We start from the raw sequence: 14,903 nt of genomic DNA, 5'->3' as shown, positions 1-14,903 counted from the left end.
ATGCGAAATAATTTCCAAAAGCGAATTGATGGGTTCGGGCTAGATCGAGAAGATGAGCCTAGTAAATATTCTGAGTTGAGGTGGGGAAAATACAAAGACAAACAGAACATTCACTTTTTTCATGGCACCTTACCAATATTCGATAGAGGAATAAATATCATTAAGGAAGAATACGGTGGTGAAAAACTTTTGCTAGAGAACATAAAAGAAAGGCTCGCACGAGAGGAATACCCTGTATTTGTGGCTACTAGCAATGGCGAGGATAAATTGAATCATATTATGCACAATAGATACCTTAGTTTTTGCTACGAGTCATTGAGCAAAATTGAGGGCTCCCTTATCTCATTCGGTTTCACTTTTGGAGACTCTGACCTCCATATAATTGATGCGGTAAATATTGCTGCGAAGCAGGGTGCAAAAGTAGGCAACAAACTATTCAGCGTTTATATCGGAATTTATTCCGAAGAGTCTCAAAGACATGTTGAAAGCATAAAGCATTCTTTTAAGTGCATGGTAAATTTGTTCGATGCAAAAACCATCCGAGTATGGCGCTAAAAAACACAATCACTATTTAAAAAATAGGCATTAATCCCAATGCATCTGTCAACCTTATGTTAAATGCTCAGAAGAAGTTGTGATGACATTAACACTGCAGAAAGAACTTACCAACGTCGATCTTAGGAAGTTCTTTGAATCAGCGCCTTTGTATTATTGGCACAAATCTAAGAAACCGCATATAAGTCAAAGTAGTTTTTATATCAAAAAGATAGATGCATACTGCAAACTTGTAAAAAGCTTCGTCCCTTTCATGATATATGATATACGCCCACGTGGTGCTGGCATTGTTAAGACTACCGACACTTTGAAATCAGGAGCTAATGGGGTTTTAAGTTCTCATATGTCTCCTGTGGAAAATTACATTGAAGTATTCTTCTCATAAAAAATCTACCCGCCGACTTCTACTTAACAAGTCAGAGCCGGTAAACATTATATGCTGATAGTGATGAGAGTATTGGATCAGCCATCTATTTTGGGGAACACTTCTAAAAAATTTTATTAAATCCCAGAGCACCTAATTATCATCATTTTTTTTAGGTCCTAAACCTCTTGCATTCAATTCAGCCAAAGCTTGCTCAGTTTTTTTCAGATGACCAAGCCCCATACCCTGCAATACATGGTCAGCTTTTGTATATTGAATATTGGTATAAGTAGTTATTTCTACCCGATTTCCCCAAGGATCAAGAAAATCAAGAAAAGGTCCTTTTAAGAGTTTGATACCCATCTGTTCAAGTGTCTGCCTTACTAATTCCTTATTATCTACCGCTATACCAATATGTCGCTTTTGATCAGGCTGTCTATTATCATTTTTTGTAAAATTGATAAATTGATCCCCAAAATAAATAAAAGCTTGCATCTCATTTTTTTCATGAACTTCGAAGTTCAAGAAATTGCCATAAAATTTCAATGCTTCATCAATATTTCCAACTTCTAATGCCACATGATTTATGCCTATTGCGTTTGCTTTCATAGATTTGTCTTGTCACTAAAAAATTTGCCAATATATTCCGAAGAGTATTATTTCGTATAGGTGGTATCTAACGGTGAGACTGCAATCTTTGTGTATAACTATTAGAATTAAAAATAACTGAAAGATTTTTTTTAACAGGCAATTTTATTTTTTTATCTTAAATTGGAACACTATATAGAACACATGCTATTAAATTCTGATTCTGGTTGCATATAAGAATTGAATCCACGGATCGAAATAGGTTAGACCACCAAACTGTGGCAATACGGCATTCAATTATCACTGACATACAACAAACAGGTAGCTATTCTGACTCAGCAAATCCCACTGAATAATTCCAGACTAACTTCCCTTCTATAACCTGATTCGAATAGAAAGAAACCTCTTTTCTAAAATCTCTCGCTTGTTTGGGTGGAATATGAACATAAACGTATTCATTTTTTTCTAAAATAATAATGCAATCATTATTATTCGCACATTCTTTAGCAGTAATTTTTAATTGAACGCCATTCAAAGTGAATGTTTGCGAGTTATTAATGATACGTCCCGTCATTTCATAATGACTATTTGAGGGCTTAAAAGTGATATTTTTCAATACCAGCTCTGAAGGCGAAATTCTGTTCTTAGATTTATTCTTCTCATAGTCTTGATATTGCCAAAGTAAGAAACCAACAACAATACCTAGCAAAACAAGAAACCCTGCCAATTTTCTAAATCTTACTGATACTATTAATAACATCAATATAATAATTCCTACTAGCCATTTCATAATCTATCCCTTCTCGTCTAAAAGATAATTCCTTTGAAAGGTTCATCTATATTTTGACAACACAATTCATGATCAGTATCTTTATTTTTGTTTACAATAATGTTTATGTATTATTTGTTTTTAGCAAGCAGATCGGTTGAAAAGCATCATGAGATCTGACAGAGTTGAACTGCTGATACCAGCCTAAGTCTCTCTTAACAAGTAATTCTATTTCTAAATCAAAACTAACTTTGTCGGCTTCACCTTGCCGTATTATTGATACTGTTTGCGGCTCGCCTTCGCGTCATGTTTGATTTGGAAATGGAATAACAGGAATATTATTAGCAGCAGTTCATAATCGTCAAAAATAAGAAGGGGAAACCTTGATGTTCGAATGGCTGGCAAGTCCTGAAGCTTGGATAGCATTAGGCACATTAACTGCACTAGAAATTGTTCTTGGGATCGATAACATTATATTTATCTCCATACTTGTCGGGCGCCTTCCAGAAAGCCAACGTGTGTTTGCCAGAAGAATGGGGCTTGGCTTTGCCATGATTACGCGCTTAGGGTTGCTATTCTCAATTTCCTGGGTAATGGGATTAACTGCACCATTGTTTACATTGCTTTCATATGAAATTTCAGGTCGCGATATCATTCTAATTGGAGGCGGTTTGTTTCTCCTGGCCAAAGCTACACATGAAATCCATAATAGCTTAGAAGGGCCAGAAGAACCTGATCGTTTGATTGTCGTCACCAGCCTGGGAATGATGCTGCTTCAGATTGCCGTGTTGGATATTGTGTTCTCATTGGATTCAGTTATCACGGCAGTTGGTTTGGTTGATCATATTTCTCTAATGGCAATTGCTATTATTTTGGCAGTATTGGTAATGCTAGTGGCGGCAAAGGCGATCGGTGATTTTGTAGATGCACATCCTACGGTCAAAATTCTTGCTCTTTCCTTCCTGATTTTAGTGGGCGTTACGCTCATATTGGAGGGGTTCAACATCCATGTGCCAAAAGGCTATATTTATTTTTCAATGGCATTTTCAGTCACAGTGGAGATGCTCAATCTTCGTATGCGGAAAAAACGGGTGGCGCCTGTCAAACTCCATAAGAAAATTCCTGAATAGATGGGATGGGATATTTGTTACAAACAAGATAAATTTCCTGATAAGGTATTAATTTTCCCCAGATTCGAGCTCTGGATGTAGATTAATAAAAAATCAATAAGTTACATAAAAACAAATTCTATACTAAGTATAGTATTAACCCTATAGCAGATTGAGCGTGAAAACAAACTCCAATGATAAGTTTGAGATTGGAATTCTTGTTGTATTGCCATCTAATTACTCTTTTTGTGCGCATAAGCTAGTCGAACACTACCGATCATTTAAATCGGCTTGAATACTCGCAAGCATAAAAGTCATATAAAAATACGGGGTAAAAGAAAACAGGCCAAATTAATAAACTATTTTCATTCAGATACATTAAAAATTTTGAATTTTTCATGAAATATAAAATCCTAAATTTTAGAAGCTCATCTGATTGAAGAATTTTTAGAATTTTATTATTTACTTATTCGTGATAATGAAATTAACACTAAAGAACGCATGGCCTGTAATTAAACAAGCCCTCTCTGAATTCATGGAAGTCAACGTACTGAGAATGAGTTCTTCGCTTGCTTTTTATACTTTGTTTGCACTGGCTCCTATGTTCATCGTGATTATAACGATTGTTCAATTTTTCTTCGGTGCAGAAGCCATAGAAGGGAATCTTTATCCGCAACTTGCTGAATTGGTAGGCTCACAAGCAGCAACTCAAGTAGAAGAAATGATCAAAAATGCTGCTATTTCTAAAAGTAGCACATTATCAACCACTGTCAGCGCCATTATACTTTTGTTCTTGGCCACCGGAGTGTTTGTTGAAATTCAGGAATCGATTAATTATATCTGGCGTTTAAAAGCGAAGCCCAAAAAAGGTTTTATGAAACTCATTGTTAATCGTCTCTTAAGCTTTTCAATGGTTGTTTCATTAGGATTTATTCTGCTGGTATCCCTGATGATAAATGCTGCATTGGAAGTGCTAACCGGCGGTTTACAAAAGATGTTTCCAACGATTACAGTCTATTTCACCTATTATCTTAATCTTACTGTAACTTTTATTGTCATTACTTTTATATTTGCTTGTATATTCAAGATCCTCCCAGATGCCAAAATTAGATGGAGAAATATTATTGCTGGCGCTATAACCACTGCTGTGCTTTTTATGATAGGGAGAGCTGTGATTACTATCTATTTATCAAATAGTGATATAAGTTCAACTTATGGGGCAGCAGGCTCCATTGTGATCATTATGCTGTGGGTATATTATTCAGCCATTATCTTGTACTTTAGCGCTATCCTTACAAGAATTTATGCTCAACTCTCAGGTTATAGGATTTATCCAACTGAATATGCGGTTTTTATCAAAGAAGTTGAAATTGAAAATAAAGAATCCCTACAAAGCCAACCCGACACTAACAAAATAAAAACTGAAGTCCAGAATGAGGTAGCTCAAAAGGAAAAAAAAGATAAAACTCAATAATAATTTATCTTTAGAAATATTCAATCTTTTAAAATTATTATTACCGTTTTCAGCAAATTCTCAACCTTTTGTACCCAAGTCTGCCAGCGCTTGATCACTTCTTTAAGATAGTTAACCCTTTTCCCACAATACATCGCTTGCTTTTATGGATTAAACAATAACTGACAGTAATTGTTTTTATTTATATTTTCCCTTAGGTATAAATTTTCACTCAACTTTTTAGTGCAGTTTTACGCTTTATTTGGAATCGTGGTTTAATTTTCCACATAACGAATAAGCATTGTATGCTCTTGCATTATTGCTAGCCTATCTGTTATTCCTTAGCATTCATGCACAACAAGAAAATGCTCGTTTGAGCTAAAAAGGTAATTATTCTTGTATATCTCCTTTTTTTTCCAAGATCAGTGCAAAAACTCGGTCTATTACGCCTTACTTCATAGGATATATTCGACATGAGCATAAAACACTTTATTTTGTTTTCTGGGGTTTATTTGTCAGTAATGTTCGGTACGAACGTCCACGCTGCCAATCTTTTTGTTCCAGCATATTTTCATCCATCTAAACAACCAGTTTATTGGAGTCACCTGGCTGAGGCAGCTCAGGCGGTATCTACCACCGTCATTTTTAACCCACATAACGGGCCTGGTGCAAACGTTGACCCCAGTTTTGTTAACGCAATTAATCGGGTTCGTGAAGCTGGAGGAAAGATAATTGCTTACGTACACTCCAGTTATGGAAGCCGCCAGATAGACAGTATTTTTAGAGACATTGATAGTTACATAGCTTTCTATGCGATTGATGGTTTTTTTATCGATGAAATGGCTGCAGATGGCACGGATGAAAACATCAGGTACTACGAGGCAATATATAACTATATCAAGGATAAAAGCACTCATTATTCTGTAACGGGGCATCCTGGGGTAGTGCCCGACGAAGTCTATTTAAGCAAACCCGTTGTTGATAATTTAGTGGTATTTGAAAGTAGCGTAAGAAGTTACGTATACTTTCAGCCAGAACAATGGCAACATAATTACTCGAAGAATAGATTTATCCACATTGTATATAGCGCAAGCTTGGAACAAATGAAACAGGCGTTCAGTGAGGCTGACAAGAACCATGTTGGAAATTTGTACATAACCGATGACAGACTCCCCAATCCTTATGACAGTTTGCCGGAATATGGTGGGGAAGAACTTGAGATGTCAATCATAACACCTAAGTAGTGATACTCCCGCTTAAGCTAATTATCGCAGTTATCAATGATCAACCGACCTCAACGTGATAGCCAGAAATAAGTTGGCGAGCCCTGGTTTAGATTTATCCGGATAGTAAGTTAGATTTGGAAAAGCCCGTAAAGGGCTTTATCGTTAAAAATTAGCGATCCTCAGATCGCTTCATTAGTTTGCAGGTTGAGCAAGCGAGCTTTGAATGTTGCCTGCCGTTGGTTGATCATGTTCTCTGCAGAGCTGGCACCAGGATTCTGCCAGCCGGTTACATGCAGCATCGGTGTCAAGGGGGTGATCTCGATCAGCGCCAGTTCCAGACGAAGTGCTGGTTATATTTGCTGCCTAAAGTATTTAGTGACTGTGAAACGCTGATTGGGATCTTTCTTATAAGCTTTTACTATCTGGATGTGAAAATATAGCCTAACCAGTTGAGAATGATTCAAAAAGAATTCTCATCTAAACCAAACATGACGTGAAGGCAAGGTATCAAGAATGCGGCAAGAAGAGCCGGCAAAGCCATGTTTGATTTAGCTGGTAGGGTGCAATAGTGTAACGCATTGCATCAGATGGTAAGGTAGCCATACGGTGCAATGCTCGATGGTGATTGCGCCTTACGCGGGTTGCCCTATTGAATATAAATAAGCGCTTCCAAAGCGCTGCTGGTTTGAAGCGCCAACTCATTTCAAACATTTACTGCGTGGTGATGGGTACGATAATTAATTCTCGGTAGCCATTTTTGTCAAACTCAGGTTTGATCTAAACTTTTTGGCACTGCAGATCGATCGGTTGGTACGGCTGTTTCGGATATTCAAAAAAACAGTATCGGAAGCAGATCCACAACCATCGATTTGATCTTAGGAGAACTGATTGAATTGCGGTACATCTCGTCAAAAATATTCCCACAAGCCTTAAAGGAAATATTCGGATATAAGGATTGCGGGCTTATTCGTTTATAGATATTCACACGCTTTTTCTAATTCATCGGTTATATAGCCAGGGATAACCCTAAGGCATTTCTTCGGTAACGGCAGCGATCTTCTGCTCATCATCTCTCACAGTCGTTAAAACTTGTATCATCATGCTGGATTGGAGCGTTATTCAAGGGGATTTCTTTTCTCCGTTCTTCTGTAGTATAAGCGACCGGCTTGAATCAAGATAAACCTGGGCTATTTTTGTGAATCACTTTGATCGATGGTTAGACTTATTTCGTCAAGCCGTTCGCACGGCTACGTTAGGCCCAGAAATCCAACAGTTCGGGCTATGACGATAACTCCCATAAGTATCCAAAAAATGTTTAGGAGTGTGTATGCCGCATCTTTGCGTAAAAACGCGCACCATGTGAGGAGCAGGGAATCACACGTATTGATGGCCCAGACAAGCATGAAGGGGCTCTCCGGGCCGAGCCAGCTGACTAAAGTGAAGTTAGAAATCCGCATGAGAACTCCAATCATTTCTAAAGTTTTCATGTGGTTGATAATAAATGCATTCATGCTCATCAATTTACCAATTCGGTTATTGTATTTGTATTTCGTCGTCTGGTTGATATTACTTATTATTAACTTATTTTTGTTTGTGGAGAAGATAGGCTTGAGTTAACGCTATGTCAATATGTGGTGAATATAGTTGCTGCTATGGGGCGCGGTTGCAGGACGGGTAATGACTGCCCCCATCCGGTGCTCTCCCGACACCCCCTGGCGGGGCGATAGCGTGGAGTTTTTACGCTTGAGCCCAACACGGCTACGCTTTAGCTTTTACTCTCTTAACCGGAACTGTTGTGGTTCAATAAAGCCAGATTCCTAGTGAAGGTAATTTAACTACTAACAAGCAAGGAGAAGGATGAAAGCATTAGGAAAATGAAGATACTGAGCAGATGATTTCATGATAACGTTCTTGAGCTATTTTTTTGCTTGAATATTTGGCGTATTACTGGCTATGGGCTGTTAATGAGTGCAATTGTTGCCCTAACCTGGCTATGCTGTTAGCCCGGTCAAAGTGGGTACGTTCAAGCAGTACACTGGCAGATCCGCCATCATTATTTTGTGGAATCATTTCGTTTCATATGTTTCATTTAGCGTCTATAACAGTGCAGTGTCTACAAATCCAATCTTGTTGAGCTGGCTTGCTCAAAACACTTCACTTTTACCGAAATATTTAAAGACTCTATTCGTTTATCCAAGCCAGTTGTTGCAAAGTACACACTATATCTTACTTTAGATTGTTCAGATTGTATTCACGATCTCTAGGATAAAGTAATTATCAACAGAAGAAATTCTGATCAAGATGAATCCTTATCACCAATAGTTTTTAAGCATTTCAAATATTTATAGTTGAAAAAGCTTATTTTTTGTACCTATACGATACAGTTACATATTAATGGACAATGAGCCACTTTTCGAATCAGGAGACGTGCAGTAACCCTCATACCAATCAGTTCCCTCCGCGAACAGCTTCACCTTATGAGTGCTAAAGTGTCAGCCTTTCACTCACCTTTTTCTTTTATCCCTAATTCGTTGATTCTGAGTATCTACTTCGAACAAACCAATGGTCTTGATGAGATCGCTGAATTTTGAGTAACCGTAATTACGTGAATCGAATGCCGAGAAGTTTTTCACGATATGTTTTTTCACCTCTCCCATGTGTGCGAAGCCGTCTTCATCGGAAAGCGCTTCAATTGCGGAGCGAATCAATGAAACCAGTTTAGTGTCTCTCGCCAGTTCTTTGGGGCTTTTTTTGGTAACGGTTATAGTTACAGATTCGCTTGAAGATGTCTCGGATATTTGGGTTTTCTTTTCCAGGCCAGCTTTGGATTTGCCCGAAGTGTTTGTCGTTCGTGCCGCAAGATTGCTTTCACTTTCGACTTGTTTATTTTGCGAGAGAATTTCAAAATATTTGAATTCATTGCAAGCAGCTTGTAGTGATTCTGGGGTTTTTTTCTCACCAAAGCCGTAGACCAGTTTACCGGATTCGCGGAAGCGAATCGCTAATCTAGTGAAATCGCTATCGCTGGAAACGATACAAAAGCCATCCAGCGGAGCTGTGTAGAGCAGATCCATAGCGTCAATGATCAGTGCGCTATCCGTTGCATTCTTGCCCTTAGTATTGGCATATTGCTGAATAGGTTGGATGGCATGTTTAGGCAGCATTTCCTTCCACCGGCTCAATTGATTTTGTGTCCAGTCACCATAAATACGTCTGACACTCGCATCTCCGAATTTTGATATTTCCTCGAACAATTCATCAAGTATATCGATCACTTTGAATGTATTGTCTGCATCAATCAATACCGCTAGCCTCGGATTGCTGCTGTCAGCGCTCATAAGATGGTCCAAGAGTAATCAAAAACTAGGGTGAGTATATACATGGAGAATTACTAAAGTTATCTGAAGCTCAAAGTATACAGGACATTTCCTGCACTTTCTGAATCCGCAGCGCTCTGATAGACCAGCGTTTGGTGATGCCGCAGGTTAGTCTGTATAGGAAAACATAAATAGGCACCTCTAGAAAATCATATTTGCGAGTACCCGCTTTGCGGATTGTCTGCTTACCCCGTCTCGTCACAATACTTGGTTGTTTAACAAAAATGTTTCCTTACTATTAGTCATATGCTGCAGCAGCATGTTTATCCTCGCTTTTTCAGCACATTCCAGGAGTGCGCTGATATACTCCTTAGGCGCTTTTTGGGTGAAGGGTAAAAATGGGCCAGAACTAAAATATTTTGCTATTGATCCAACATAATGTATTCGGTTCTTATTAAAAAGGGTATTTATTTTTCCTATATTTGGAGGAAGAATCATGAAACGACGTACGAGCTTGCAGTGGTTTAGGGTAGGGGTGTTATCTGTAGTGGTAGTAATGGCCGGTATCTCGCTAGCGTGGGCCGAGGAGCGAGACGATGGAAATGTCGGGAGTGGAGACGGTTTCAGCAACTATAGCCTCAAGGGCTATTACGGGTTCAACTCATCGTACGGCGCGCTCGTCGCTAGTGGACCAAATCAGCCAGTGGTGCCGGCGCTGCCTTTCGCGAGCATGGGGCGCATCTTCTTCGACGGCGAGGGCGGCTGCATAGTGAGCTCGATCGGTAATGTGAACGGGCAGTCCATTCCGTCAACATCGACGAGCTGTGTTTACAGCGTCAATCCGGATGGCACCGGAACCAGCGAGGCAGTATTTCCGGGGACGCCGATCGCTGATCCGGTTCCGATCGCATTCGTGATTACCGACGGAGGGAACGAGTTTCGTGCGGTGGTCACCAAGTTTATTGTAGGAACGTTTACCGCGCGTCGTCAGTAGTCGCGTCAGTGCCAGCGGGTTGCTACCGACGGGCGCTACAGACTAAATGGTAGATGCTTGGCTGGTAGAATGAGGCCTATGTTTATATAATTTGCGGGGAAAATCGACCAGCGGTCTATGCTGTTGCCTCATACTGGAAGAGTAGCGGTGTGTGCGGAGGAATGCTTGATGGCCAGTAATAGCCTTTGATGGCGCCCCTAACCGCACAGCTTCTCTTACAACGGTTATTGTCAGTTTTCTGCTCACGCCATATAAATACATTTAGGAATGCTTGCTTGTTATCCAATCCTGGAGGTGCCAGGAGTGGTGCTTGGCAGAGATAGCTGAATAAGTACTCAATAGGCCAATATTCCGCATCGCGGCATTCGACCACGAGAGTATTTTTTGTCCAAATTTCATGTTATTTCACGCTAAATCAAAACTGACTTTATCGTCTTTACCTTGTTATATTATTTATATACTCTCTGCGGCGCGCCTTCGCGTCATTTTTTAAAACAGCACGGAATTGGGACGACAGTATTTTACAAAAAATAGAAAATGGATTGGTGTTTCCGGAGAACAAGCGTGTTGGGCAGTAGATCAACTCAATTACCTAGCATGCAAAATACTAAGATTTTGAACATCGCATAAAGTATTTACCGATGTGTCGGTAAGTCTCACAAAACAGCCATAAAAAGTTACACTTCAAGTTTGATCCATGACATTAGAATAGTCGGAAATAGTTATTTGATAAATCCTGAGTAAAAAAGGAACTTTAAGTTATGGCTGAAATGATCCCAGATCAACTTCCTCATCGTGCTTCCAAAGGAGAGGAAAGATTGTTCAAACTCCTTAAACGGCTACCCGATAATTACATTGTATATTATGAGCCTATAGTTGAAAATCGGTATCCGGATTTTGTAATCATCTGTCCGGATATGGGGTTAATGATTATTGAAGTTAAAGGTTGGTATGCGAAAGAAATTATTGCAACAGACCATAATTCAGTTTTGATAAAAGGGCAGCACGGTGAAGTCCGTTATAACCATCCAGTAAGACAAGCTAGAGACTACATGCTGTCACTCATGGATCAATGTAGAGAAAATCCTTCTTGTAGACGCTTACTGGTAAAAGAAGGAGAGCAGCAAAATAAATTTATTTTTCCTTTTGGGCATTTCGCTATCTTGTCAAATATCACCTCTGATCATCTTTTAAATCATCCTGCAGGAGATCTGACTTCGATTTTTTCGGTCGAAAAGAATATCACTCGGGATGTTTTAATGGAGTGGGCAGATAACGATGATTTATCAGAAAATGATGTATGCAAAATTCTTCAAGATAAATTTAATCCTTACTGGAAAATCCCAGTACTAACAGAAGAACAAATTGATGTTTTAAGATCAATTATTCATCCGGAAATTATTATTTCAACATCTAATAAATCAGAATCATCAGCTACGACATGCGGCCTCAAGGTTCTTGACCTCAAGCAGGAGCAGAACGCTCGAAAAATCGGTGATGGGCATCGTATTATTTTTGGTGTTGCCGGTTCGGGAAAAACAGTACTTTTAATCTCTAAAGCACGTCTTATAAGTACTCAACGTCCAAATGATAATGTTTTATTGCTTTGTTATAACGTTGCTTTAGCAGTTTACTTGAAGTCATGTTTAGTAAATTGTTCGAATATTACTGTGATGCATTTTGATGGGTGGTCAAAACGTAACGGAGTGGTGCGTCGTAATAATGAATCAAGTGAATCACTTGGAAGACGATTATTGCAAGTGCTAGAAGATGGCAATGGCGATGCGAGAAAGTATCAATTGGTAATGATTGATGAAGCCCAGGATTTTGATGCGACTTGGTTTAGATGTGTACTGGAAAGCATGGAAGATCCCTATGATGGTGACCTTATTATTGTGGGGGATGGTAATCAAGGACTTTATGCGAACCGCGCAATTTTTTGGTCAGATATTGGTATTCAGGCGCGTGGACGTACAATTTACAAGAAATTTGATCTGGATAAGAATTACAGAAATTCTAAGGAAATTATTGAGTTGGCCGCATTATTTGCTCACAGAGGGGATACAGAAGGTTCAGAAGAAAAAAATGGTATTTTATCAATCCTGGTTGATCCAAATAAATGCCAGCGTCCAACAGGAATTAAGCCATTTTTAATAAAATCAAATACACGCTACGAAGAGAATACTCGCATACTTAAAGTTGTTAAAGATCTTCTTGATGGCCGCTGGTTTGGTCATGTTATAGAACCATTAAATCCGAAAACAGATCCGAATTCAATAGGTATTTTATATCCCTATCTGAATAAACAAGATCAAGGAGTATTTTCCGATTTATTAAAAAGTTTGGAAGAATTGTGTCCCGTAATATGGGTTAATAGGGACCAAGAATCTCGAAAACGTATTTCTGAGCCAGGTATAAAAGTTCAAACGATGCATTCAGCCAAAGGTTTGCAATATCGTGCTGTTATTTTACTATGGACAGATCATCTTCCCATACCATTTGGAAACACTGACGAGGAATCAGATAAGCGTTTGTTATACGTTGCTTTGACACGATCGGAAGATTATTTGGCAATTAGCTCTTCATCTCCATCCAAATTTCTTAACGAGATTGAGCAATCGAACAAAGCTATGCATGCGTAACCGTTAGTTGATTTCCTATAATGACTTGACTGTCCTGTGCTCCACCTAAAGCTCAATTCCAAGCTAGTCGCTATGCCGCTGCATTCATTGGCTTACAGTAACATGAAAAACAAACTGTTACCCCTGTTTAACAAGCTCCTGTTGCATAAACGCTCAATCATTCAAACCATCAAGCGCCTATTGAAGAAAATATCCCGGCAATGGAGCATTTTTGCCATCGCAGCCCCTTTAACTTCTTTATTAATCTAGTCGCTGGGCTGGTCGACGGTCCTGATTCATCAGCGCTTCTAAACCGTTTGTTTCTACTAACTCTTGATAGCGATAAAATGTATCTCTGGATATCTCCATAATCTTGCAGGCTTTTGAGATATTTTGAAGTTCTTCGGCAAGATTCAGTAATCCTGTTTTGTGTTTGATGATTGGGTTGTTACTATGGTGCATAAGTGTTACCTCTCTTATGTTTGATTAAGGATTCGAACCCATATCAAACTCGGTAACGCTCTCTATTTCAAGTGCTTTTTACGATCAGATCGAAACTAATACTGATAGTGCGGATGTGAAAAATTACTCATATTGTTCCATTCCTAAATTGTCGGATAATTTGTCAACTCGCTTTTCTTCTATTCTCACAGTATGTAGAGAGCTCAAAACTTGATTTTTTTCTAAATAATGTTGATCGCATTGTGATCAAGTCGGAAAGTAGCTGATCATATTCCTTTTTGAGAACTTTATAGCACTCGCAAACCTCGGTCTCCAGGTGCGGTCGATTCAGTACCTTGATGTGGCCTCGCGAGTAATGGATTATGTTCTTGCGTTGCAATTTACCGGCCGCCTGAGTAATGCCTTCACGGCGGACACCAAGCATATTTGCGATCATTTCTTGCGTCATTGTCAACTCATTCGATGGCACGCGGTCAAGGTATAATAGTAATAAACGGCAGAGTTGCTGTTCCACAGAATGATGCTGATTGCACACAGCCGTCTGTGCGATCTGCGTGAGCAGTGCCTGAGAATAACGCAGCACATGATGCTGCATCGGCATGACATTATTGAATTCCTGTTTCAGCAAACTTTCCTTTAATCGGTATGCATAACCAGCGCTCTGCACCACGGCAATATTTGACATGGTATTTCCACCCATAAATTGGGGCAGTCCGACTAGTCCCTCATTGCCGATTATAGCAATTTTGGTTGATTTACCATCCTTCGTGAAATTGAGTAGAGACACGACCGAGGTAGTAGGGAAATATACATGATTCGGCTCAAGATCTGGCCCCCACAGCATTTCGCCCATCTGCATTGGCACCAATTCCAGATGAGGATGTAGTTGTTCCAATTCATCTATAGGCAGGGCAGCGAGGAGATAGTTCTGGTGTGGATTATGGGGAATCTGGGAATAAGCAGTAGACATAGGTAATCTCCTTTTAAGCTAAAACTGAGTTTAAGCTCAATCTGAATGCACATAAAAAGATGATTATTGAGCCGGCTAGATCGAAATTAAGTTTTAACTACCAAATTATATCTATAGCTATAAACTTATCACGTGAATGCTACTGTAGTGGGCTGTAACTTAATACGAGATTAGATAGAATCAATGAGCTTTAATATATTAATAGAATATCGAAAAGTGTTGATAAAGAATATACGTGCAAACACGTATATTTAACTCTTGGTGATAGGCAATCAAGGAGTCTTTTTAACTTAAAATCCTTTCCGCAAAAATTATAAGTGCCGCATGAATAAACGATCTCAGCTCGCCTCTTTTCTGATTTTTGCGGAATAAAATAATAACTAAGCTTTTGACTTCTTTTAACTTGGAATAATTTTATATGGATTTATACTTCTGCTTCCACATAAATTCCATTTCCAAATCAAAAAGAACACGA

Annotated in this window: 13 protein-coding genes and 2 pseudogenes; 8 read left to right on the top strand and 7 right to left on the bottom strand. The window is 39.1% G+C overall.

Going from position 1 to position 14,903, the window contains the following annotated elements; translation table 11 throughout:
* Both AAW31_RS02645 and AAW31_RS02640 read left to right on the top strand, forming a co-directional pair.
* Positions 1–555: a DUF4917 family protein gene (locus AAW31_RS02645; RefSeq protein ID WP_052752038.1), complete on the top strand. Its 555-nt coding sequence runs from the start codon at positions 1–3 to the stop codon at positions 553–555.
* 82 nt (positions 556–637) lie between these two features.
* Entirely contained in the window at positions 638–940 is a 303-nt protein-coding gene (locus AAW31_RS02640) for a hypothetical protein (protein WP_046849044.1), read from the top strand.
* A gap of 132 nt (positions 941–1,072) precedes the next feature.
* On the opposite strand, the gene AAW31_RS02635 is transcribed toward AAW31_RS02640, so the two are convergent.
* Entirely contained in the window at positions 1,073–1,528 is a 456-nt protein-coding gene (locus AAW31_RS02635; protein WP_046849043.1) for a VOC family protein, read from the bottom strand.
* A gap of 304 nt (positions 1,529–1,832) precedes the next feature.
* Positions 1,833–2,297 carry a hypothetical protein gene (locus AAW31_RS02630; protein ID WP_046849042.1) on the bottom strand — a complete coding sequence of 155 codons (465 nt, stop codon included), beginning with the start codon at positions 2,295–2,297 and terminating at the stop codon, positions 1,833–1,835.
* Between the two features lie 365 nt (positions 2,298–2,662).
* On the opposite strand from AAW31_RS02630, the gene AAW31_RS02625 reads away from it, so the two are divergent.
* From AAW31_RS02625 to AAW31_RS02615, 3 genes are all read left to right on the top strand, one after another.
* Positions 2,663–3,406 carry a TerC family protein gene (locus AAW31_RS02625; RefSeq protein ID WP_046849041.1) on the top strand — a complete coding sequence of 248 codons (744 nt, stop codon included), beginning with the start codon at positions 2,663–2,665 and terminating at the stop codon, positions 3,404–3,406.
* Positions 3,407–3,863: 457 nt separating this feature from the next.
* The gene (locus AAW31_RS02620) at positions 3,864–4,859 is read left to right on the top strand and encodes a YihY/virulence factor BrkB family protein (protein ID WP_046849040.1); all 996 of its coding nucleotides are present in this window, start codon (positions 3,864–3,866) and stop codon (positions 4,857–4,859) included.
* Between the two features lie 452 nt (positions 4,860–5,311).
* Positions 5,312–6,082, top strand: a complete 771-nt coding sequence (locus tag AAW31_RS02615; RefSeq protein ID WP_046849039.1) for a spherulation-specific family 4 protein — start codon at positions 5,312–5,314, stop codon at positions 6,080–6,082.
* 161 nt (positions 6,083–6,243) lie between these two features.
* Here the strand turns inward: AAW31_RS02615 and AAW31_RS23015 are convergent, their stop codons facing one another.
* The 3 genes from AAW31_RS23015 to AAW31_RS02605 all read right to left on the bottom strand — a co-directional run bounded on the left by AAW31_RS23015 (position 6,244) and on the right by AAW31_RS02605 (position 9,402).
* The gene (locus AAW31_RS23015) at positions 6,244–6,372 is read right to left on the bottom strand and encodes a hypothetical protein (protein WP_258920411.1); all 129 of its coding nucleotides are present in this window, start codon (positions 6,370–6,372) and stop codon (positions 6,244–6,246) included.
* Between the two features lie 1,636 nt (positions 6,373–8,008).
* Positions 8,009–8,134, bottom strand: coding sequence for a hypothetical protein (locus AAW31_RS23010; protein ID WP_258920410.1), 126 nt, complete (start codon positions 8,132–8,134; stop codon positions 8,009–8,011).
* Between the two features lie 434 nt (positions 8,135–8,568).
* Positions 8,569–9,402 (bottom strand): NYN domain-containing protein, encoded by an 834-nt coding sequence (locus AAW31_RS02605; protein ID WP_046849037.1) that lies wholly within the window; start codon positions 9,400–9,402, stop codon positions 8,569–8,571.
* A gap of 475 nt (positions 9,403–9,877) precedes the next feature.
* Here AAW31_RS02605 and AAW31_RS02595 point away from each other — a divergent pair, with 475 nt between their 5' ends.
* The 3 genes and pseudogenes from AAW31_RS02595 to AAW31_RS23370 form a co-directional block, all read left to right on the top strand.
* On the top strand, positions 9,878–10,375 hold the full coding sequence (locus tag AAW31_RS02595) for a hypothetical protein (protein WP_046849035.1): 498 nt from the start codon (positions 9,878–9,880) through the stop codon (positions 10,373–10,375).
* Positions 10,376–11,136: 761 nt separating this feature from the next.
* Positions 11,137–13,017 (top strand): nuclease-related domain-containing DEAD/DEAH box helicase, encoded by a 1,881-nt coding sequence (locus AAW31_RS02590; RefSeq protein ID WP_046849034.1) that lies wholly within the window; start codon positions 11,137–11,139, stop codon positions 13,015–13,017.
* A gap of 99 nt (positions 13,018–13,116) precedes the next feature.
* Positions 13,117–13,280: pseudogene (locus AAW31_RS23370) on the top strand (transposase); the annotation flags it as partial.
* Here AAW31_RS23370 and AAW31_RS02585 read toward each other — a convergent pair.
* Positions 13,279–13,458: pseudogene (locus AAW31_RS02585) on the bottom strand (helix-turn-helix domain-containing protein); the annotation flags it as partial. The pseudogenes AAW31_RS23370 and AAW31_RS02585 sit on opposite strands and share 2 nt — an antisense overlap.
* A 163-nt stretch (positions 13,459–13,621) precedes the next feature.
* Positions 13,622–14,428, bottom strand: coding sequence for a Crp/Fnr family transcriptional regulator (locus AAW31_RS02580; protein ID WP_082110321.1), 807 nt, complete (start codon positions 14,426–14,428; stop codon positions 13,622–13,624).
* Positions 14,429–14,903 lie beyond the last annotated feature (475 nt).

The sequence above is a fragment of the Nitrosomonas communis genome, from assembly GCF_001007935.1.
Taxonomy (GTDB): Bacteria; Pseudomonadota; Gammaproteobacteria; order Burkholderiales; family Nitrosomonadaceae; genus Nitrosomonas; species Nitrosomonas communis.
This window is presented reverse-complemented; position numbering and strand designations above follow the sequence as displayed.